This is a genomic window from Lacticaseibacillus salsurivasis, assembly GCF_036246225.1.
GTDB classification, from domain to species: domain Bacteria; phylum Bacillota; class Bacilli; order Lactobacillales; family Lactobacillaceae; genus Lacticaseibacillus; species Lacticaseibacillus salsurivasis.
Genome location: NZ_BTTP01000019.1, coordinates 1 through 20,635, shown reverse-complemented (window position 1 = coordinate 20,635; position 20,635 = coordinate 1). Strand labels below are relative to the sequence as shown.

The following is a 20,635-nucleotide window of genomic DNA, read 5'->3' as shown; positions in this document are numbered from 1 at the left end:
GACCATGATGGACCAAACGACGACCTCGCCGCAAACGACGCACAAAGCTCGGTCTTTCAGTTTTAGCTGGGCAGGGCTCTTGCCCTTTCTATTACCTATTTTATTGATCGTGATTTGGCAGGTGTCGGTGTCGGCGGGTTGGGTGGACAGTCAGCTGTTACCCTCGCCGCTTGCCGTCATTCAAGACGGAATTGCGCTGTGGCAAACCGGAGAACTGCCGAAGAATATCAGCATTTCACTGTACCGCGCCACCACTGGCTTTGTGCTTGGCGGTAGCATCGGCTTTATCCTCGGGTTGGCCAATGGCTTATCCATGTTCAGTCGGCGGCTGCTGGATTCCTCGATTCAAATGCTGCGAAACATCCCCCATTTATCCTTGATTCCACTGGTCATTATTCTGCTGGGGATCGGCGAAACTGCTAAAATCTCGCTGGTCACTATCGGGGTCATGTTCCCTATCTACATCAATACCTTCCACGGCATCACCAGTGTGGATCAAAATTTGATGGAAATGGGCCACGCTTATGGCTTGTCCAAATGGGAACAGTTCACCAAAATCATTTTTCCTGGGGCGTTGCCGACAATTCTAGTCGGGGTGCGCTATGCGCTAGGCGTGATGTGGACCACCTTGATTGTGGCCGAAACGATCTCGTCGAACTCCGGGATTGGCTACATGGCCACCAACGCCCAGGAATTCATGGACATGGCCACGGTGCTGCTTTGTATCGTGATTTACGCCTTACTCGGGAAGTTGTCCGACTTGATTGCTAAAGCCCTAGAAAGTCTCTGCCTTAACTGGCAAAACCAAGGAGGTGCCAGCCGTGAGTAATGCCTTAGTCACACTCAACCACATTGATAAACAATACGGCGATAATCACGCCTTAAAGGATGTCAGTTTTGACATTCAGCAAGGCGAATTCGTCGCGTTAGTCGGCATGAGTGGCGGCGGCAAAAGCACGCTGCTGCGCTTGATCGCCCAACTGGAGCAACCTAGCGCCGGCACCATCACTTACAGCCAGCCGAACTTGGTGACGCGGGTGATGTTTCAGGACGGCCGGCTCTTGCCATGGATGACGACGCTTCAAAACGTCTCCTTTAACAGCCACGATGCCAAAGTCAAAGCTCGCGCCCAGGCAACCCTCGAAGCCGTGGGGTTGAGCGATTTCGCCGCCCAGTATCCGGCGGCCCTCTCTGGGGGGCAAAAACAGCGGCTGGCTTTGGCCCGCGCCTTAATGGCCGACCCGCAGCTACTCCTGCTGGATGAACCGCTTGGCGCCTTGGACGCCTTGACCCGGCGCAATATGCAGGCCTTCATCACGCAAATCTGCGACCAGAAACACCTGACGACGCTGCTGATCACCCATGACGTGGATGAAGCGGCGCGCATGGCCGACCGCGTGATTGTGGTCAAAAGCGGCCGCAATGTGTATGAGACCAAAGGCGCTAAAGGGCAGGATGCCGAAACCGTGGCCCGAGTCGCTGAAGAGGTCCTTGAAGTCATTCTCGCGCCAGAACAGGCGGTGACCGCTCGTGCCTGAACCGACCAAGAAGAAGAAACGGCCTTATTTACATGAAGTCGACTTAATGCGGATTATTTTCATCTTCGGGGTGCTGCTCAACCACACCACCACCGCCTTTTCCCAGTCGATGGCAGATGCTGCTGGGGCGCCGCACATGACGCTTTTGGCCACGCACCTGCTCATTCACTTCACCCGGATGGGCTTCATGTTCATGACCGGGCTGGTGTTGACCTTGAACTATTATCATCGCAACGATTGGCCCACCTTCTTCAAGAAACGCTTTGCCGGCTCCGGCTGGCCCTATGTCTTGTGGAACATCATCTTACTGACGGCGTCTTGCCTCTTGGCGATTGCGCCGTTCACCTGGGCCACTTACTGGCCGACGTTGACCTCTGCGTTGCTGCACGGTGATCAGTTCTATCTGTACTACATTGTGGTCACCTTGCAGTTGTATGTGCTGTTCCCGTTCATGGTGAAACTCTTCCAAAAAGTATCGAACCACAATTTGATTTTGCTGGTCAGCTTCCTCGTGCAGCTGGCAGTGGTGTTCTTCATCAAGTACGACTATCAATTCATGGATCGCTCCAACCTGACCTGGTGGGTGCGGTCTTACGGGGTCAATGTCTTCACCTACCAGTTCTACTTCATCTTTGGTGAATACACATCGCTCCACTACCAGCAGATGGTCCAAGGTATTCGCAAGCACGCCCGCGCTTTGATTACCGCGACTTTGCTGCTCAGCGTTGGCACCGTGCCGTATTATTTCTGGAACCGCAATGTGCTCGGCTTTGCCCACAGCTACGCGGTATCGCCGCACCAGCCATACATGTTCGTTTATGACGTGCTGATGATTCTGACCATTTTCTGGATTGGGCTGAAATACTCGGACTGGCGCCAGCATGGCATGCCGGCGCGGCTGGATCAGTGGGTGAAAAATGGGGCCAAGGTCTCCTTCGGGATTTATCTGGATCAAACCATTGGCCTGACCCTGTTGCGCTGGATTTTGGCGCAAACTCATTTGTCTGATTGGGGCTATTTCGCCGCCATTCCCCTCGGGTACGTCTTCGTGCTGGCCGTGTCCTTCGGCATCGCCTGGTTCTGCTACAAGGTGCCGCCGTTTGGCATCTTGATTGGCCGGCCGCAATGGCACCTGTTAAAACATAATCGTCAACCTAAAGGAGCTTTGCTTAATGACACCGCTAAATAAACATCTGACTCAGCAAAATCAATCGCATCAGGACCAACCCATGGTCAAAGACATCGCCTTGGACCGCTGGTTCACCGGCGCGGATTTAGATCAAGACATTGAAGCCCTTAAGGCAGGCTGGCAAGAAGCTGGCCTTAGCCGCGGTGATGTGTTGATGGTGTGTTTGCCAAATTCGGCTGCGTTTATCCCAATTGACCAAGCCGCTTGGCAAGTGGGCATCGCGGTGCATCCAGTCTCCCCGACCAGCCCCGCCAGTGAACTGCTCGCCGATCGCGATGAGCATCACTATGCCGCCATGTTGCTACTACCGGACATGGCCGCTCAGGTGATGCGTGACGGCTTCACCCAACAAGCGGTGACGCTGGCCACCCTGCCGACTGCCACGCTGGTGGTCGCACCAGCTGACCGCGGCCCCGCCCAAACCGGCCCCGTGACTGAAAACGACCTGGCGCTGATTTTGGCCACCAGTGGCACCACTGGCAAGCCCAAGCGCGTTGGCCTGTCGCAGCGTTTGATCTTTAACGCCGCCACGCATGACGCCCAAAGCAACGATATGCATGAAGACTCAGTGGCGTTGATCACCATGCCGATGTTTCATATCAACGCCCAAGTCATGGTGGCTTTGGCGATGCGCATGGCTGATGGCAAACTCGTGATTGCACCGAAATTCTCGGCTTCGCGTTTCTGGAATTGGGTGGCCGATAACGGCGTCAACTGGACGTCAGTAGTGCCGACAATTGTAGGCATTCTGCTCCTCAACGAAACCGCCAATCAGGTCTACCATCAGCGCCGCACCGAGATCAATTTAATATTCACGCGGTGCAGCTCGTTTGCCTTGCCAGAAGATCAGCTCCGCACCTTCCAGAACCGCTTCAACACCCATGTCATCGAAGGCTACGGCATGACCGAATCCGCCAGCCAGTGCACGATTAATCCGCTGGAAGCGCCAAAGATTGGCTCAGCGGGCAAGCCCTTCGGCACCAAAGTCAAAATCCGCCAGCAAGATGGCACTTTAACCACTGCGCCTTCTGTGCTGGGTGAAATTGTCATTGCCGGCGATCATGTCATCGATCAATACATGGATCCGCATGAAGGCGCGTTTGCTGATGGCTGGTTTTTAACTGGCGATCTGGGCTACTTTGACGAAGATGGCTATCTCTTTGTCAAAGGCCGGGCCAAGGAAATCATTTCCCGCGGCGGCGAAAAAGTGGCGCCGGCCCATGTCGAAAACGTGCTCGACGAACTCCCCTTCATCGCCCAGCTGTGCGTCATCGGCCTGCCCGACCCGCTCTACGGCGAAGAAGTCACCGCCGCGATTATTTCTACCACGCCTGGTGAAAACGAGGAGGAGCAGCGCCAAACTGTGCTTGAATACGGCCGCACCCATCTGGCGAAGTATGAAGCCCCCACCAAAGTGATGTTTTTGGATGAATTTCCCCGCAATCAAACTGGTAAAGTGCTGCGGCCAATGCTCAAGCAATGGCTGAAGGAGGGCGACCATGTCACACAAACCGCGCTTTAAAATTGCTTTGCTGCTCTTGGCGCTAGTCGCCTGGCTAGCGGTGGCGGTGTACGGCTACACCCAAACGATCACCTCTACCAGTAGCGACGGCAAGAAGCTGACGCGGGTGGTGGTCGGGTACCAAAAAGCCGACCCCGCGGATATTTCCCGCCAGCGCGGCGAGCTCGCCAAGAAGATGAAGGCCAAAGGCTATAAAGTGGTCTTCAAAGAATTCCAAAGCGGTGCCGCCTTAATGACGGCGCTGAAGTCCGGCAACATCGACTATGCCCGGTTGGGGGACACCCCACCTGTCGTTAACCAAGCCAGTGGGTTGGATCTGGTCTACATTGGCGCCGGGGCCTCGAAGGAATATGGGACCGGCGTGCTGGTGGGCAAAAACTCCGGCATCACCTCGATTAAGCAACTCAAAGGCAAGCGCATTGCCTACGCCAAAGGCACTGCCGCCGAGTTCACCATCATTCAAGTGCTTGCCAAGGCTGGTTTGACCACCAAAGATGTCACGCTGGTCAACATGGACCAAGGCGCCGCCAGTGTCGCTTTTGCCAAAGGTAACGTCGATGCCTGGGTCACCTGGGATCCTTACACCGCCACTGCCCAAGTGCAACAGGATGCTAAGCTGCTGACTAATGCTAAGGGCCTGGCGATGAACCGGGACTTCGTGGTCGCGACGCGTAAGTATGCAAAGAACCACACCAAAGTCTCCAGCTTGTTGATTAAGTACATGGGCCAAGATATGACTTGGGCGACCAAACACCCCACTGAGCTGATCGATATGCTGAGCAAAACCCTGAAACTGTCGAAGAAGATTATGAAGCTCACCGTGGAGCGCCGCACCTTCTCGATGGCGCCAGTCACCGATGCGATTGTTGCCGAGCAGCAAAAAATCGCCGATGTCTTCTATGAACAAGGCATCATCACCAAGAAAATTGACATCAATGACGCGTTGCTTGATTCGAAGTGACACCTCCAGAATCAAAATGACCAGCCAAGATTTTACTTTGGCCGGTCATTTTTTATTGATCTTGATCTGGATGCCGCGTGAGCTTGCGCCGCGCCTTATCCAACTTGCGCAGCTGCTCATTGCTCCAAGGGGTGTTGCGCTTGCTTTCTCGCATGATGAACGGGTCGGTGGAATGGGTGAACTCGCGCTTCGATCGGGCAATTTCGCCGTGGAACTCGCGCGAAGAAATCCGGAGCGCACCCCGGGAAAACACGGTCCACTGTTCGGCCTGATCAGAAGTAACCACGGTGAGCTGTACCAGCGGCGTATTCAAATCATTGGCCAAGCGCTCGATGTAGCTATCGGCGGTTTCATCCTGCTGGGTGAACACCACTTTGAACTGCCACTTATCGTAGCTTTCGCCGATGCCAGGCACATACATCGCGTCAAACACCACAATGATCTCCGCGTCTTCATGCGCCCGGTATTCGGCGATTTCGTCTAGCAGCTGATCGCGGGCGGCGTCAAAATGACCGGTGGCTTTGAGCTTGGCCAATTCCGGCCAATTACCAATCACATTGTAGCCATCCACAATCAGCAGATGCCGGCGCATTTATTTGCCTCCGCGGCTGGTAAAGCCCTGATACATCAAGATGCCGGCGGCGACACTGGCATTGAGGCTTTGCACGTGCCCCACCATCGGAATGGTCAAGGTGGCATCCATCAGCTTGGCAATCCCAGGGGAAATCCCTTTCCCTTCGTTGCCAATCACCAGGGCGATACTGCCGGTGGCATTCCACTGGCGGAAGTCTTGGCCATCCATGGCGGTGCCGAAGATCCAAACCCCTTTATCCTTGAGCTGCTTGATGGTTTGGGCCAAATTCGTCACCCGCGCCACTGGCACATGCTCAATCGCGCCGGTAGAAACCTTCGCCACGGTGCTGGTCAAGCCAACTGCCCGGTGTTTGGGAATGATAATTCCATCCACGCCAATCGCATCGGCTGTCCGCAAAATCGAACCGAGGTTTTGCGGGTCTTCCAGGTTATCCAAAATCACAAAGAACGGGTCGTGTCCCTCGGCGTGCGCGAACAGCTCATCCAAGGAGGCATAGGCGTATGGCGTCATCGCCACCATCACGCCTTGGTGATTGCCGCCATCGGTCAACAGATCCAGCTTGGTCTTCGGCACCTGGCTGACCAGGATTTTTTGCTTTTTCGCCTTATCGACAATTGCCCGCACCGGATCGCTGTTCAGGCCGTTTTGGACGAACAGCTTGTTGATGGTTTTGGCGCTCCCATTTTTCAGCGCCTCAGCCACAGCATGGCGGCCGAAGACGAATTCATCCTCGTGCGCCTGATCCTTGGGCTGACTACGATGGGCTTCACTTGGTCTTGAATTGGCCATGGCCTGTCCCTCCTTCTTCGACAAACGCAATGCACCAGGCGGCAAGCTCATCAATGCGCGCCGTTTGGGCGGTTAATTTCAGATAGCCAAACAACGCTTCAAACCCGGTGGAAATGCGATACGTCACCACATCGGTATGTTTCGCGTGGGTGTAGCTTTTGGCGTTACGCCCCCGTTTGAAATAGTCCCATTCTTCTTCAGACAGCAGGTTTTGGTTTTCCATTTCGCCAATCAGTGCCGCTTGGGCCTTGGCCGACACGAAACTTTTCGCCGCTTTTTGCAGCTGGCTGGGCCGCACTAACCCGCGGTCCAACAAGTGCTCGCGCACGTAGACTTCATACACGGCATCCCCTAGGTACGCCAGGGCAATGCCATTCAATTGTTTTGCGTCAGCTGTCATTTGCGGCGCCACCTCGTTCCTTGTGCGGTATCATCCAGTAAAATTCCTTGAGCCTGCAGGTCGTCGCGAATCTGGTCACTCAAGGCAAAATCCTTGGCGGCCCGGGCGGCATTGCGCTTTTCAATCAAGGCTTCGACATCGGCATCCAGCAGCTCGGCTTGGAACTGTACGCCGAAAATCGCCAGCCACTGCGCCTGCAAGTCGAGTAGCGCCTGCAGGGTGTCAGCGTAAACCGTATCGGCGGCGGCGACTTCATTCATCAGCTTGGCCAAATCGTAAACTACGGCCAGACCATTTTGCACGTTAATGTCGTCATCCATAGCGGCGATAAAGGCCGCTTTGAGGGTGTTCAGCTGAGCCGTCACCTCAGCACTGCTGCCAGACTGGGCGCCGTGCTGCCGGTAGGCCACAGCATCGCGGGCAATTTTCAGCCGTTCAAGATTACGGGCGGCTTCCTTGAGGCCGGCTTCAGAATAGCGAATCGGCCGGCGGTATTGGGTGCTGGCCATCAAAAAGCGCAGCGTTTGGGGATCAACGGTTTTGACAATGTCATGCACCGTGATGAAGTTACCCAGCGACTTGCTCATTTTTTCGTCAGCTTCCCCGATGGTCACAAAGCCATTGTGCATCCAGTAGTTGACGAACTTCTTACCGGTAGCGGCTTCACTTTGGGCGATTTCGTTTTCGTGGTGCGGAAATTCTAGGTCCTGGCCGCCACCATGAATATCGATGGTGTCCCCTAGCAGGGTCGTACTCATCACGGAGCATTCAATGTGCCAGCCTGGTCGGCCCTGACCCCAAGGCGAGTCCCAAGCAATTTCGCCGGGTTTGGCCGCTTTCCACAAGGCAAAATCGATGGGATCTTCCTTGCGGGCGGTTTCGGCATCGGCCACATGCTGGGAGGCGCCTTGCTCCAGTTCGTCGACGTTTTTGTTGGCCAACTCGCCGTAGTGCTTGAACTTGCGGGCGCGATAATAGACATCGCCTTCGGATTCATAGGCATAGCCCTTGGCGATCAGCCGCTCAACGAAGCTAATGATTTCCGGAATCATTTGGCTGGCGCGCGGATGCGCCGTGGCCGGTTCGATATTCAGCTTGCCAGTGTCGGCCATGAACGCATCAATGAAGCGCTGCGCTAGGTCAAGCGGCGCCTCGCCGGTTTCATGCGCGGCGTTGATGATTTTATCGTCAACATCGGTGAAGTTGGAAACATACTTCACCTTGTAGCCGCGATACTCGAAGTACCGGCGAATGGTATCAAAGGCAATCGCCGAGCGGGCATTGCCGATGTGAATATAGTTGTACACCGTGGGGCCACAGACATACATACTGATTTCCCCTGGTTTGATCGGTGTGAATGGTTCTTTTTGCCGCGTGAGCGTGTTATATAGTTGCAGCATTTTGTCGCCCCCTATGTCTCTTGTATCATACTCGAAAACCCGCGTCGTTGCTAGTTGCGCTGTTTACTCAGCCGCTAGGGCTTCAAGAAAAATCGCCCCGTATTTATCGACTTTGACTTGCCCTACGCCTTTGACATTGAGCATCTGCGCTTCGGTTTGCGGCCGCAACAAGCACAACTGCCGCAGCGTTTCGTCAGAGAAAATCACATACGGCGGCACGCCTTGCTTTTGCGCTAAGTCATAGCGCAAACTGCGCAGCTGCTGGAATAACTCGTCATCCACCGGCAGCGACTGGCGCGCCTTCACGGCCTGCTTACGCATCACTGTGGCCTCGCCGCGCAGCACCTGCGCACCCAGCTCCGTCAGCCCCAGGGTCGGATACTGACCGCCCTGGGGCATTAAGTAGCCATCAGCCGTCAGAAAGTCGATAAAGCCACTGATGTCTTTTTTCCGCCAACTACTCAGCAAGCCATAAGTGGACAACTGCTCCAGCCCCAGTTGTGTCAAGCGCCGACTTTTGGAGCCTGCCAGCACATCAGCAATCAGGCCCTTGCCGTAGCGACCATGCATCCGCACCACGCACGACAACGCCTTTTGGGCATCCAGCGTCACATCCACGGCTTCGCGGTCGTCTCGGCAATTCGAACATTGGCCGCAGGACGGTGAAGCCTGCCCGAAATACTGAAGGATGAATTGCTGGAGACAATCGCCGGTGTTGGCGTATTGGTTCATCACCTGCAGCTTGCGATATTCATTTTGCTTGTAAGCGTCATCGCCTTCGCTTTGATCAATGAAGAAGCGGCGAATTTGCAAGTCCGCCGGCGCAAACAGCAAAATCGCTTCACTCGGCAACCCGTCTCGCCCGGCGCGTCCGGCTTCTTGATAATAGGACTCAAGGTCGCCTGGTACCTGGGCGTGAATGACAAAGCGGACGTTGCTTTTATCAATCCCCATCCCGAAGGCATTCGTCGCCACCATCACCGGCTTGCGATCAAAGAGAAAGTCTTCCTGATTGGCCGTTCGTTCCTGCTCGGACAATCCCGCATGATACTTGGTCACGGCAATGCCTTGGCGGTCCAGTAGCAGATACAGCCGCTCAACTTCCTTCCGGGTGGCACAGTAGACAATGCCACTTTGCGTTCGATTGAGCTTCAAATAGTCGAGCAAAAAAACATCCTTGTCTTGGTCCTTGACCACTTGAAAGCTCAAATTTGGCCGGGCAAAGCCCGTGTTGATCATCCCGACTTCCGGAATGTTCAGCCGCTGACCAATATCCAGCGCCACTCGCGTTGTCGCCGTGGCGGTCAACGCAATGACCGTCGGGTGCGACGGCAGCGCCGCGGCGATGGTTTGCAGCTGCAAGTAGCTCGGCCGAAAATCATGGCCCCACTGGGAAATACAATGCGCCTCATCCACCGCTAGCAAGTCGATTTGCAGGCTAGCTAAGTCCTGCTGAAAATCCGGCATCTCCAGCCGCTCAGGTGCGACATAAAGTAACTTGACCTCACCACGCGCCGCCATATCCAGCCGGTGCTGGGCATCCGGATAAGCCACCGTGCTGTTGATGTAAGTGGCAGGAATGGCATTTTCATTGAGGGCATCGACCTGATCCTTCATCAAGGCAATCAAAGGCGACACCACCACCGTCAGGCCGCTTTGTAGTAGCGCCGGCACCTGGTAGCACAGCGACTTCCCGCCACCAGTAGGCATGATGACCAGCGTATTCTCATGCGCCAGCACGCGCTTAATGGCTTCGCCTTGCCCCGGTCGGAACTCATCGTAGCCGAATTTCTCTTTCAAAATACTCTGCGCCGCACTGGCCATCGTTTCTCCCCCATTTCGTATTAGACTATTCTACCCGCCAAATGAAGCTGTGTAAAACCGGCAAATAAAAGGCTGTGAAGTGAGGCCACACTTAGCCCGACAGGTAGCCTAGCCTGAAGCCTCACCGCCGTTCTTTGGCGGTGAGGCTTCGGGCGTAGCTAACTGCTCGGGCGTTGGCCTCACGCAGCGCAACTATCAGACAACAGGCAAGGCCGGTCTTAGCGCGAAAAATAGGTTTCAGTTTATCCTTTGTGTATTCTAACCGTCATCATTTCCAACTTTGGTCCAGACCAAACGGGATTATATTGTTATTTAATTAATTCATACCCACAAAATAAAGGCGTTCACACTTGTGAAAAAATTCAAAAAGATATTATAAAACGCTTCCATCAATCATTTGCCGGTGCTATACTCACCCTGAGCAAGGAGGAGTATAGACCAATGACAGTGCACTAGCCATTATTGGCTCGAGAGGAGTACATGGGTTATGAAGAAATGGGCAAATCTTTTGGTCACCACGTTGAGTACCGCTGGACTGCTGCTGGGGAGTAGCGGGTTCAGTGCCACCACGGTTCACGCCGCAACGGCTGACAACACACTGACTGACGCAGACATCAACGCCTACATCAGCCGGATGACCTTGGAAGAAAAAGTTGGGCAAATGTTTATCTCGCGCACCCCGCAGGACAACCAGCAGGTGCGCCAAGACGTCGCCAAATATCACCTGGGTGGGTTGATTGTTTACGGCGCCGATTTCACCAGTGTCAAAGACGCAGCAGCATTTAAGACCAAAATGCAGAGTTTCCAAGATGCTGCTGATCTGCCGCTGCTAGTCGGTATCGACCAAGAAGGCGGCAAGGTTTCACGGCTAAGCGATAATCCAGTCGTGTCTGATTATCGTGCCTTTCCTTCGCCGCAGCAGGCGTATGCCGAAGGGGGCATGCCAGAAGTCTTGAAAGAGGCCACCGATGTCGGTGCAATGCTGCGCGACCTGGGCGTTAACTGGAACTTCGCCCCTGATGCAGACACCACCAGCGACAAAGATGCCTTTATCTACGCCCGCTCGTTTGGCCAAGACTACGCAGCCACAGCGGACTACATCACGCAGGTGGTTCCTGCTTGGCAGCAAAATGTTGCCGCGACGTTGAAGCACTTCCCTGGGTATGGTGCGGCGATTGACACGCACACGGATTTTGCCGTGGTTGATCGCACCAAGGAACAATTTGAACAAGAGGACCTGCTGCCATTCAAGGCTGGGATTGAAGCCGGCGTTGATTCCATTATGATTGCTCATATTGTGATGAAGGCTGTTGATCCTGACTATCCTTCCTCCCTATCACGGAAGGTTGTTCAAGGTTTGCTGCGCGAAGAACTTGGCTTCCAAGGTGTGATTATCACCGACGGCCTGGGTATGGGCGCCATCACCAAGTTTGCTCAGGAACATAATGACGTTGCTGTCGACGTGCTGGCTGCCGAAGCTGGTAACGACGGCATCATGAATAATGATTACGCGAAAGCCATTCCTGCACTGCTCGATGCCGTTAAAGCGGGCAACTTGTCAGAAAGCGAAATCAACCAGCACGTCTTCCGGCTACTTAGCTTGAAGCGCAAACTGGGTCTGATTACCAAAGCTGACTTGGCCAAAAAAGAAATCACCTCGGACAAAGTGACCTACGACCAAGACGCCAAAGTCGCTCGCATCACTGGTACCGTCGTTGATCCAGACCTATCAACTGGCGAACCCATTTATGCCAAGTCTGTTGACGGCGCACCTTTAGCCGAAACGGTGATTGGCGCCGGTGGCAAGTATGAAATCGACGTCCCGCTGACGGATGCCAAGCAAGCTGTCGTGCTGAGCACTGGGATGACTGACATCGCACCTCTGTCTTTGACCATCGATGCCTTGGCCAAAGCAGAAACACCGGTTGACACCACCCCGACACCAACCGACACCGGCAAGCAAGCCGCTAAGGATAACCAAGGCAAGCCGGCGCCAAAATCCGTGAAGACCCCGGCCAAGAAATTGGGCCATAAAGTGGTTACCACGGCAGCCAAGAAGACCACCAAGGCCAGTCTGCCACGGACTGGCGATGCTAAAGAAGCGGCCATGGCCGGATTGGGCTTCATGGCCATTATTGCCGCAGTTGGCGGGGCGTTCCTGCTCAAGAAACACGCGGCTTAAACCAACAGTTCCTTCAAGCTCACTTATTCGTATCATCAGAAAAGGCCAACGCCTTAAAGACGTTGACCTTTTTTGTTCAATCGGACTAATGTTTCGCCGCTTCACGCTGCAGAATATCTGAGATAATCCCCTGCAAACTAATCGCCGCCATTTGCGCTTCAGCCGCTTGCTGCACCTGCGCGTACGCCACATTCAGACTAGCCTGAATATTGCCGCCCACGATACACTGCGGGTTGGTTTTTTCATCAATGTGCAGCAGCTCCTGGTTGCCTTCCAAAGCCTGGTAGACATCCAGCAGCGAAATCTCAGCCGCTGGTCGGCCCAGCGCCGGCGCGGCGGCTCCAGGCTGACTCGTCAGCAGGCCAGCCTTAACCAGCTGGGCCATCAGCCGCCGCACCAAGCTTGGATTGGCTTCGATACTGGCAGCAATGGCACTGCTGGAGAGATCAGCGTCTTGGTAGATGTCGACATAGGCCAAAATGTGCACCCCGTCGCTGAGCTTATGCGAGTATTTCATCGATTTACCCTCGCAGCACTGCCTGAATCGCGTCAGCCAGCGGGGTCAATTCATGGCCTAGAACGGCGGACAGCGTATCACCGTCTGGCGTCAACTGGCCCTCGCGGATCGACTGCTGAATGCCCGACAACGCAGCAACCGCACCGGCGGGCAAGCCCGCCGCTTCCAGCCCTTCTTTGTACGCCGCAACATCAAGCGACTGCGCCGTCGCCCCATCAATGGCCGCCGCCAAGTCCGCATAGGTCCGCGCTGGGCCAGACAATTCATAAACGGCCTGCGGCGCATCGGTCACCAAAATCTTGGCCGCCGCTTCGGCGTATTCCCGTTCCAAGGCCCAGCCAACTTGGCCAGTGCCAGCCGCATAGACCAGTGGCTTGCCGGCCGCTGCCTTCTTCAGGCCATTGGCTTCGTTTTCTAAGTACCAGTTATTGCGCAAAAAGGCATACGTTAAGCCCGAATCCTTCAGTGCCTGCTCAGTCGCTTGATGATCAGCCGCCAGTGGGGCCTTAGACTGGTCCGCATGAGGGAAACTGGTGTAAGCGACAAAGCTGACTTGCGCCGTCTTGGCCGCATTGATCAGGTTCTGATGCTGCTGTATCCGCGACACCTGCCCACCTGGCAGCGACGAAATAAACAGCAACCGATCCACGCCCTGCAGTGAAGCCGTCAACTGGTCTTGATCCGTGTAGTCACCAGGCCGCACCGTCACGCCGGCTGGCATTAAGCCCTTAGCCTTGTCGACATTGCGGGCCAACGCCACTACATTCTCAGCCCCGACTAGCGCCACCAATTGTTTGACCGCGGTTTGGCCAAAGTGACCCGTCGCGGCAGTTAAAGCATATGTTGTCATAAAAAGCGCTCCTTTCGTCCTGTGACAATATAAGTAACTTGCAACAATTATTGTAACAGGATTGGCGCGAAGTTACCAGGGTTAATTAAAACAATTTCCATTGAAGCAAGGTACCGCTATTTCCCGGGCAATGAATCAAACAGCCACCCCGCTGGGAGTGGCTGTTTATGCACCGGCTTACTTCTGTAAAGCTTGCAAAACGTAATCGATGTTAGCTAAGACTTTTTCGCGACCCATCAGTTCGATGGTTTCGGCCAGTTGCGGGCCGTGCATCTCACGGGTGGTGGCGATACGAATTGGCATGTAGAGCTTGCGGCCCTTCACGCCGGTTTCAAGCCGGGTGTGGTAAACCGCCTGGTTGATGAAGTAAGCCGAGAAGGTATCCAAAGCGCGCAGCTTGGTGGCCACGTTTTGAATGACTGGCAAAGCGTTGTCGTCAGCCAATTCCTTCAGCGCCGCTTCATCCAAAGCCTTAGGGGCTTCGAAGAAAATGCTGGACAGCTCGGTGATTTGGCCGGTGTAACTCATCTGCGGGATATACAGGCTAATCAGTTGCCGCGCCCATTCCAGGGTCTTCGGATCTGGATCTTTAGGCAACCGGCCGGATTCGATTAGGTTCTCACTGGCCAAGGCGGTCAGTTCGTTCGGATCGGTCTTCTTGATGTACTGGTTGTTGACCCATTCCAGCTTCTTCTTATCGAAGCGCGCCGGACTCTTGGACAGGCGGGTTTCATCAAAGAGCTTGATGAAGTCCTTCTTGGAGAAGATTTCGTCTTCCCCTTTTGGTGACCAACCCAGCAAGGTGATGAAGTTGAACATGGCTTCTGGCAGGTAGCCCAGTTCACGATACTGTTCGATGAACTGGAGCACGGACTCGTCACGCTTGGACAGCTTCTTACCGGTTTCGCCATTGATAATCAAAGTCATGTGGCCAAATACCGGTGGTTCCCAGCCCAGCGCTTCGTAAATCGCGATTTGCTTGGGCGTGTTGGCAATGTGGTCATCCCCACGCAGCACATGGGTGATTTCCATCAAATGGTCATCAACCACCACCGCGAAGTTATAGGTTGGCATGCCATCGCGTTTCATGATGACAAAGTCGCCACCGATGGTTTTACCTTCGATGGAAATGTCGCCTTTGACGATATCATTCCATTCGTAGGTCTTGTCCGTTGGAATGTGGAAGCGAATGACCGGCTGTAGGCCTTGCGCCTTAGCAGCGGCAATTTTAGCCTGTTTTTCGGCCTCGGTCATGCCTTCGTATTCGTAGACATAATGCGGCATTTCATGATTGGCCTTTTGAGCTTCACGATCGGCTTCCAATTCGGCTTCGGTTTTGTAGGATTCATAAGCTTGGCCTTTATCCATCAGTTCCTGGATATAGCGTTCATAGATAGCCTTGCGTTCAGATTGCCGGTAAGGGCCAAAGTCGCCGCCTTTATCAGGGCCTTCATCCCAGTCGATCCCTAGCCAGTGCAGGTTTTCGATCTGACTCTTTTCCCCATCTGCAATGTTGCGCTTGGTGTCTGTGTCTTCGATCCGCAGCACCATTGTCCCGTTGTTATGCCGGGCAAACAAATAGTTGAACAGCGCCGTCCGCGCGTTCCCGATGTGTAAATGTCCGGTTGGACTCGGTGCGTAACGCACCCGAATTGGTCGATCTGTCAATGCACGATGCCTCCATAATTTTGTTCCCCAAACTGGGGCGTGCACCAAATAAAGCGCAGTGCACTTGCATTGACAGTGTACCACAAGGGGCGGCTTCGAACACGCCCGGTTGCGAGTTTTCATTGCGGCACCAGCGCCGTTTTTCTGCAAAAAAAGCCGCCAGCGACGAAGCACTGGCGACTCGGTCGGCTAGACGGCGAGCGCCTCGGCCTTACTTTTTCTTTTTAGCGTTCTTCGGTTCTGACGCCTCTGGTTTGGCATCCTTGCCGGCTTCATCGCGCAAGGACTGCTGCTGATGGGCAGGCTTGGCGAAAATCATCCGGCCGGCTGCCGTTTGGATGGCAGAGGTCACAATGACGTTCAGGGGCTTGTTCATGTAGAACTGGCCATCTTCGACCACAACCATCGTGCCGTCTTCCATGTAGGCGACCCCTTGCTGCCGCTCAGTCCCGGACTTGATCACCGTGACGGTCATCGGCTCGCCTGGAATGAGATCCGGCTTCAGCGCATTGGCCAGCTCGTTGATGTTGAGCACGGGCACGTTTTGGAACTGCGCCACTTTGTTGAGGTTGTAGTCATTGGTCACCACAATCCCATCCAACATCTTGGCCAACTTCAGCAGCTTGCTGTCCACTTCAGTCATGTCTTCGAAATCGCCGTCGTACATTTCCACGTTGATTTCGTCATCGGCCTTCATCTGGTTAATGATATCCAGCCCGCGGCGGCCGCGGCCGCGCTTCAAGGCATCGGCCGAGTCGGAAATCAGCTGCAACTCATGCACCACGAAGGTTGGCACGAGCAACGTGCCTTCTAAAAAACCAGTTTTGGCAATCGCCTGCACACGGCCGTCAATGATCACACTGGTATCGAGCAACTTGTACTTGCGGAAGTTGTCCCCCACCCGGCGATCAAGCAGCGCCGCGTTGTCATCCTCTTTTTTATCACGATCGCGGTCACGATTGCGCTGGCCGAAGAGCTTGCGCCATTCGTCGCGCCGCGTGGTCCCCAGCCGAAAGCCGAAGTAACCAAGCAACATCATCAAAACCAGCGGCAACAGCACGCCCCATGGCCCGGGGAGATTATAAAAGAGAATTGAAATAATGGCAGCTAACACCAGGCCAACAATCGTGCCTAACACACCAAACAACAGGAACGATGCCGATTTCGTGCTGAGATATTTTTCTGCTTGATCGAGTTTGCGGATAATCCAACCGGACGCCACTTCAGAAATGGCCAAGAACACCACGGCGCCGATCAACCCGTCAACGATCGCGTTGTTCAACCACGCAATGCTGTCCAGATGCAACAGCATCCACAAGAACGGCAGCGTGTTGACACCAACGCCGACGCCGACTAACCCAAACACGATTGCAATCACACGTTTTCTCATTTCGTTCCTCCTTTCTGATTGAATACGACTTGCAGCGCCTCACTGACGCTGGCAACACCAATCACCTTAATTTTATCACGGGAAGCGAAGCCCTGCAGGTTATTCTTAGGGACAAAAATACGTTTAAAGCCCAATTTTGCCGCTTCTTTGATGCGATCCTCAATCCGATTGACTCGGCGCACCTCGCCAGTCAAGCCGATTTCGCCGACAAAACAGTCCGTCGGGGCAATTTCGGTATCGCGATACGAGCTAGCAATCGCCAGCGCCATCGCCAAATCAATCGCCGGTTCATCCAGCCGCACCCCACCAGTCGCCTTGAGGTAAGCGTCCTGGTTTTGCAGCATCAGGTTGGCGCGCTTTTCTAGCACGGCAATAATCAGGCTGACTCTGTTATGGTCCAAACCGCTAGACGTCCGCTTGGCGTTGCCGTACATCGTCGGCGTCATCAAGGCTTGCAACTCAACCAAAATCGGTCGCGTGCCTTCCATCGACACCACCACCGCCGAACCAGTGGCACCAGCCAAGCGTTCCTCGAGAAAGAGTTCGGACGGATTAGCCACCTCTGCCAAGCCGCTTTGGTGCATCTCGAAGATGCCGATTTCATTGGTGGAGCCGAAGCGGTTTTTCACCGAGCGCAGCATGCGGTAGGTGTGGTGCATGTCGCCTTCAAAGTACAGCACCGTGTCCACCATGTGCTCCAAAATCTTCGGTCCCGCGATGGCACCTTCCTTGGTGACATGGCCAACAATGAAAATCGTGATCTGGTTAGTCTTGGCAATGCGCATCAGTTCGGCTGTCACTTCGCGAATTTGGCTGACTGAGCCCACTGCCGAATTCATATCCGGTACGTTCATGGTCTGCACCGAGTCGATGATGACGTAATCTGGCGCCATGTCATCGATGGCGGCAGTGATGCTGGGCATATCCGTTTCCGGATACAAGTACATCCCTGAATCACCCACGCCCAGGCGCATCGCCCGCAGTTTGATCTGGCTGGCACTTTCTTCCCCGGACACATACAGGACCTTCGCCCCGCCGCGGGCCAGGTACCCTGACACCTGCGTCAGCAGCGTCGACTTCCCAATTCCAGGATCGCCACCAATCAGAATCAAAGAGCCTGGCACAATTCCGCCGCCGAGCACGCGGTTCAGCTCATTGAGTTCGGTGGCCACGCGTGGCTCTTTTTTGAGCGACACCTCATTGAGCCGCTGCGGGGTGACTTTAGTGCCGCCGCTGGTTTTGCGCGGCGCCGCCGTCTTCACTGGTGCTTCGGTTTCTTCCACCAGCGAATTCCACGCCCCACAATTCGGGCAGCGGCCGAGGAAGGTGGCCGAGATATAGCCACAATTTTGACAAACATATTTGGTTCTCGCCTTGGCCATCTACTCGCTTCCTTTGCTATTACTTCCCAGTGGAGCCAAACCCGGCAGTGCGGGCATTCTCGTTCCCCGTGTCGCCATCGGCCAGCAGATACGGCATGAAGATGCCTTGGCCAATGCGCTCACCTTGCTCAATCACCACATCCCGCGGCGAGAAGTTGAGCATTTGGATAAAGATTTCGCCTTCGTTGCTGGTGTTGTTGTAATAATCCGCGTCGATCACGCCAATCCCGTTCGGAATCACCAACCCACGCTTCAACGGGTTGCTGGAACGGTTAGCCAAAATCAGCACTTCATTGGGCTGCATGTAGGCCTTGACCCCCGTCGGCACCAACAACGGCTTCAGGATCTTCGTGGCCCGCGTGAAGTCCTGTTCGGTCAACGGGTGTTCGTTTTTGATCAGCCGAAACAAGCGAATAAAGTCATAGCGCCAAATACTCTTGAGGACAAAATCCTCCCGAGCAAAAAAGTCATACCCAGCGGCATTTTTGGTTTGCCGCTCCGGAAGCTTCACTCCCTGATTTTCAAACGCCGAAACAATTTCAAAGCCGCGACTTCGCATCGTGTCTCCTCCTTAATGGTATACGTCACATTCTACCACGAGCCGTCCCGCTTTTTGCGGCTGTCAGCGCTTTCTTGAACTAACCTTTTCAAATTGTTACCATATAGTCAAAGAAGACTCGCCTAGCCGAGCCAAAAGGGGGATTTATGATGACCTTTCAACATGAAACCGGCCGTTACTTCTTAAATGACGATACCGGGAAACTGATTGCGGAAGTGACCTTCCAGCCCATCGATGATGGTCAGAATTATGTCATCGACCACACCTACGTTGACCCCATTCTGCGCGGCCAAGGCATCGCCGGCAAGCTGGTGAAAGCTGTGGTGGACCAGGCCCGCGAGGAAGGTAAGAAGATCGAGCCGCTGTGCTCCTTTGCCCGGCATGAATTCGAAACGAAACCGGAGTATGCGGAGATGCGGCGGGTGGCACCGACAGAATAAGCTCGTTGCTTTCTTACCGCTACAACTTCAGTGTAAACGAAAAGCCGATCAACTTGATTGCCAAGTTGGTCGGCTCTTTTTGACACGTTATGTTCGTTCTCTTTAACCGGCGATCGGTGTTGCCGCAATGGTCCAAGTAATCGTCGAGGAATAGTTACCAAGTTTGATTTGCGGGTACGGCGCCATGTTCAACTTCAGATTGGTGATTGCACCAGTGGTTGGCGGCGTATTAGCACTGTAAACAGTCTGTGTGGAGTTGTTATCCGGCAGGTTTACCGTCTTGCCACTATAGGTGAAGCTAATGGTCGTGTTGCCAGCCGTGTAGCCAGTGCCGGCTTCGAAGTTAACTGGCGTCATAGAAGCAGTAATTGTCGTATGAACGCCCGTTGGAGCCGCGGCGGCAAGATTGCCAGTGCCATCCATCGTGCCGCTGACCCCGGAGAGCCCTTTGATGATCTGGCCGACGCTCAAATTTTTAAAGAGAAAATTCGGCGCGCCAATGCCCAGTGGATTTTCGAGTACGGCTGGCGTGGTCACGGTTGTCGTATAACGAGCGTTGTTACCCACAACGACCCCGGCCCCTTCCGTAGCAGCATCATTCTTCTTTGCGGCCAAGATTGGAGCTGTGACGGTATAACTTTGAGCCCCGCTAATTGAATTCAGAAACCCTGGTAAGCTGACATCAACCTGGGTCGCATAAGTCTTAGTTTGCCCAAACTTATCAGTCACCTGAGCCGTTTTGGTCGGTGTCCCCACCGCCGTCCGTGGCACTCCATTCTGGAGGATGGTGACGTTCACTTGGCCATTAGCATTGACTTCAAAGCCATAACCAGTGGTCGTGCGCAGCGTGCCAGTCAATGTCGCCGTATTCGTCGAATTTTGCACCGGCCAATTCTGCTTACTGTTACTACTGTTATAAGTAATCGTGTAAGTCTGGGCAAGCGCGTCGCCTTCATAAATCGACTTCGGCGCAGCGGAGCCATCACGACTGGTGACGGTGGCGGCCACACTAGCATCAACTAAGCCAGGAATAGTTTCGAAAGTCACAACACCTTCTTCGGCTTGGGCCCCGGTAGAGCCGGTAAAGCCCCAGCTAACCCCTTGAGAAATCGCAGTGGCACCGAAGATTTTGGTGATGTCGGCTGCCGTCCACGTCATGGTCTTGCTGAAGGTGTGGCTTGAGCTGAGTTCAATACTAAAAGTTAAACTCCCACCGCCGTCTTTTGCGGTATCGGGGGCCCAGTCAACTTTGACCGTATGCCACTGGCCGTCAGTGAATTTCTCACCACTTTTTTTAGTCGGGACGGATTTACAATTCAAGTGCAACAAATTAGTCAAATAGAAAAGACTCATAGCCTGAGTCCTTGTAAAATGGAATCACCACAACACCAACTACAAGGAGAACTCGGCTATGAGTCCGTACACCCAT

General features: G+C 54.3%; 19 protein-coding genes. 7 read left to right on the top strand and 12 right to left on the bottom strand.

The features are described 5' to 3' along the window. Window positions 1-7 precede the first annotated feature (7 nt). From AAA927_RS11025 to AAA927_RS11005, 5 genes are read left to right on the top strand one after another with little or no spacing between them, the layout of a single operon-like run. Window positions 8-829, top strand: a complete 822-nt coding sequence (locus AAA927_RS11025; protein WP_338217897.1) for an ABC transporter permease subunit — start codon at window positions 8-10, stop codon at window positions 827-829. Continuing rightward, window positions 822-1,538 (top strand): ABC transporter ATP-binding protein, encoded by a 717-nt coding sequence (locus tag AAA927_RS11020; RefSeq protein WP_125579909.1) that lies wholly within the window; start codon window positions 822-824, stop codon window positions 1,536-1,538. The genes AAA927_RS11025 and AAA927_RS11020 overlap by 8 nt, the downstream gene beginning before the upstream one ends. Further along, window positions 1,531-2,727: an acyltransferase gene (locus AAA927_RS11015; RefSeq protein WP_338217879.1), complete on the top strand. Its 1,197-nt coding sequence runs from the start codon at window positions 1,531-1,533 to the stop codon at window positions 2,725-2,727. The genes AAA927_RS11020 and AAA927_RS11015 overlap by 8 nt, the downstream gene beginning before the upstream one ends. Then, the gene (locus AAA927_RS11010) at window positions 2,711-4,249 is read left to right on the top strand and encodes an AMP-binding protein (protein ID WP_338217878.1); all 1,539 of its coding nucleotides are present in this window, start codon (window positions 2,711-2,713) and stop codon (window positions 4,247-4,249) included. Before AAA927_RS11015 ends, AAA927_RS11010 begins: the two co-directional genes overlap by 17 nt. Continuing rightward, window positions 4,227-5,210: an aliphatic sulfonate ABC transporter substrate-binding protein gene (locus AAA927_RS11005; protein ID WP_338217877.1), complete on the top strand. Its 984-nt coding sequence runs from the start codon at window positions 4,227-4,229 to the stop codon at window positions 5,208-5,210. The genes AAA927_RS11010 and AAA927_RS11005 overlap by 23 nt, the downstream gene beginning before the upstream one ends. Before the next feature lie 52 nt (window positions 5,211-5,262). Here the strand turns inward: AAA927_RS11005 and AAA927_RS11000 are convergent, their stop codons facing one another. The 5 genes from AAA927_RS11000 to recQ form a co-directional block, all read right to left on the bottom strand. Then, complete coding sequence (locus tag AAA927_RS11000; protein WP_338217876.1) at window positions 5,263-5,802, bottom strand: NYN domain-containing protein; 540 nt, start codon at window positions 5,800-5,802, stop codon at window positions 5,263-5,265. Next, window positions 5,803-6,594 (bottom strand): 23S rRNA (guanosine(2251)-2'-O)-methyltransferase RlmB, encoded by a 792-nt coding sequence (gene rlmB, locus AAA927_RS10995; protein ID WP_338217875.1) that lies wholly within the window; start codon window positions 6,592-6,594, stop codon window positions 5,803-5,805. Beyond that, window positions 6,572-6,994: a Mini-ribonuclease 3 gene (locus tag AAA927_RS10990; protein ID WP_338217874.1), complete on the bottom strand. Its 423-nt coding sequence runs from the start codon at window positions 6,992-6,994 to the stop codon at window positions 6,572-6,574. The genes rlmB and AAA927_RS10990 overlap by 23 nt, the downstream gene beginning before the upstream one ends. Continuing rightward, window positions 6,991-8,394: a cysteine--tRNA ligase gene (cysS, locus tag AAA927_RS10985; RefSeq protein ID WP_338217873.1), complete on the bottom strand. Its 1,404-nt coding sequence runs from the start codon at window positions 8,392-8,394 to the stop codon at window positions 6,991-6,993. The genes AAA927_RS10990 and cysS overlap by 4 nt, the downstream gene beginning before the upstream one ends. Before the next feature lie 63 nt (window positions 8,395-8,457). Then, a complete protein-coding gene (recQ, locus tag AAA927_RS10980; protein WP_338217872.1) occupies window positions 8,458-10,218 on the bottom strand; it encodes a DNA helicase RecQ in 1,761 nt (586 codons plus the stop codon). Between the two features lie 487 nt (window positions 10,219-10,705). Here recQ and AAA927_RS10975 point away from each other — a divergent pair, with 487 nt between their 5' ends. Next, complete coding sequence (locus AAA927_RS10975; protein ID WP_338217871.1) at window positions 10,706-12,400, top strand: glycoside hydrolase family 3 protein; 1,695 nt, start codon at window positions 10,706-10,708, stop codon at window positions 12,398-12,400. Window positions 12,401-12,485: 85 nt separating this feature from the next. Here AAA927_RS10975 and AAA927_RS10970 read toward each other — a convergent pair whose 3' ends face one another. The 6 genes from AAA927_RS10970 to AAA927_RS10945 all read right to left on the bottom strand — a co-directional run bounded on the left by AAA927_RS10970 (window position 12,486) and on the right by AAA927_RS10945 (window position 18,766). Then, window positions 12,486-12,917, bottom strand: coding sequence for an Rrf2 family transcriptional regulator (locus AAA927_RS10970; protein ID WP_338217869.1), 432 nt, complete (start codon window positions 12,915-12,917; stop codon window positions 12,486-12,488). Window positions 12,918-12,921: 4 nt separating this feature from the next. Next, window positions 12,922-13,767, bottom strand: a complete 846-nt coding sequence (locus AAA927_RS10965) for an NAD(P)H-binding protein (protein WP_338217868.1) — start codon at window positions 13,765-13,767, stop codon at window positions 12,922-12,924. A 177-nt stretch (window positions 13,768-13,944) separates the two neighbouring features. Further along, window positions 13,945-15,435 carry a glutamate--tRNA ligase gene (gene gltX / locus AAA927_RS10960; protein ID WP_338217867.1) on the bottom strand — a complete coding sequence of 497 codons (1,491 nt, stop codon included), beginning with the start codon at window positions 15,433-15,435 and terminating at the stop codon, window positions 13,945-13,947. A 211-nt stretch (window positions 15,436-15,646) separates the two neighbouring features. Then, window positions 15,647-16,825: a PIN/TRAM domain-containing protein gene (locus tag AAA927_RS10955; RefSeq protein ID WP_338217866.1), complete on the bottom strand. Its 1,179-nt coding sequence runs from the start codon at window positions 16,823-16,825 to the stop codon at window positions 15,647-15,649. Continuing rightward, window positions 16,822-18,207, bottom strand: a complete 1,386-nt coding sequence (gene radA / locus AAA927_RS10950; RefSeq protein ID WP_338217865.1) for a DNA repair protein RadA — start codon at window positions 18,205-18,207, stop codon at window positions 16,822-16,824. The genes AAA927_RS10955 and radA overlap by 4 nt, the downstream gene beginning before the upstream one ends. Window positions 18,208-18,226: 19 nt before the next feature. Further along, window positions 18,227-18,766, bottom strand: a complete 540-nt coding sequence (locus AAA927_RS10945) for a dCTP deaminase/dUTPase family protein (RefSeq protein WP_125579935.1) — start codon at window positions 18,764-18,766, stop codon at window positions 18,227-18,229. A 149-nt stretch (window positions 18,767-18,915) separates the two neighbouring features. Between AAA927_RS10945 and AAA927_RS10940 the strand changes: the two genes are divergently transcribed. Then, window positions 18,916-19,206, top strand: a complete 291-nt coding sequence (locus AAA927_RS10940) for a GNAT family N-acetyltransferase (protein WP_338217864.1) — start codon at window positions 18,916-18,918, stop codon at window positions 19,204-19,206. A gap of 102 nt (window positions 19,207-19,308) precedes the next feature. Here AAA927_RS10940 and AAA927_RS10935 read toward each other — a convergent pair whose 3' ends face one another. Beyond that, entirely contained in the window at window positions 19,309-20,559 is a 1,251-nt protein-coding gene (locus AAA927_RS10935; RefSeq protein WP_338217863.1) for a hypothetical protein, read from the bottom strand. Window positions 20,560-20,635: the final 76 nt, after the last annotated feature.

What these genes read in the sequence shown, in the direction of transcription:
- AAA927_RS11025 (WP_338217897.1), top strand. Translation starts at nt 8, where the DNA reads ATGGACCAAACGACGACCTCGCCGCAAACGACGCACAAAGCTCGGTCT.
- AAA927_RS11010 (WP_338217878.1), top strand. Translation starts at nt 2,711, where the DNA reads ATGACACCGCTAAATAAACATCTGACTCAGCAAAATCAATCGCATCAG.
- AAA927_RS11005 (WP_338217877.1), top strand. Translation starts at nt 4,227, where the DNA reads ATGTCACACAAACCGCGCTTTAAAATTGCTTTGCTGCTCTTGGCGCTA.
- AAA927_RS11000 (WP_338217876.1), bottom strand. Translation starts at nt 5,802, where the DNA reads ATGCGCCGGCATCTGCTGATTGTGGATGGCTACAATGTGATTGGTAAT.
- rlmB (WP_338217875.1), bottom strand. Translation starts at nt 6,594, where the DNA reads ATGGCCAATTCAAGACCAAGTGAAGCCCATCGTAGTCAGCCCAAGGAT.
- AAA927_RS10990 (WP_338217874.1), bottom strand. Translation starts at nt 6,994, where the DNA reads ATGACAGCTGACGCAAAACAATTGAATGGCATTGCCCTGGCGTACCTA.
- cysS (WP_338217873.1), bottom strand. Translation starts at nt 8,394, where the DNA reads ATGCTGCAACTATATAACACGCTCACGCGGCAAAAAGAACCATTCACA.
- recQ (WP_338217872.1), bottom strand. Translation starts at nt 10,218, where the DNA reads ATGGCCAGTGCGGCGCAGAGTATTTTGAAAGAGAAATTCGGCTACGAT.
- AAA927_RS10975 (WP_338217871.1), top strand. Translation starts at nt 10,706, where the DNA reads ATGAAGAAATGGGCAAATCTTTTGGTCACCACGTTGAGTACCGCTGGA.
- AAA927_RS10970 (WP_338217869.1), bottom strand. Translation starts at nt 12,917, where the DNA reads ATGAAATACTCGCATAAGCTCAGCGACGGGGTGCACATTTTGGCCTAT.
- AAA927_RS10965 (WP_338217868.1), bottom strand. Translation starts at nt 13,767, where the DNA reads ATGACAACATATGCTTTAACTGCCGCGACGGGTCACTTTGGCCAAACC.
- AAA927_RS10955 (WP_338217866.1), bottom strand. Translation starts at nt 16,825, where the DNA reads ATGAGAAAACGTGTGATTGCAATCGTGTTTGGGTTAGTCGGCGTCGGC.
- radA (WP_338217865.1), bottom strand. Translation starts at nt 18,207, where the DNA reads ATGGCCAAGGCGAGAACCAAATATGTTTGTCAAAATTGTGGCTATATC.
- AAA927_RS10945 (WP_125579935.1), bottom strand. Translation starts at nt 18,766, where the DNA reads ATGCGAAGTCGCGGCTTTGAAATTGTTTCGGCGTTTGAAAATCAGGGA.
- AAA927_RS10940 (WP_338217864.1), top strand. Translation starts at nt 18,916, where the DNA reads ATGACCTTTCAACATGAAACCGGCCGTTACTTCTTAAATGACGATACC.
- AAA927_RS10935 (WP_338217863.1), bottom strand. Translation starts at nt 20,559, where the DNA reads ATGAGTCTTTTCTATTTGACTAATTTGTTGCACTTGAATTGTAAATCC.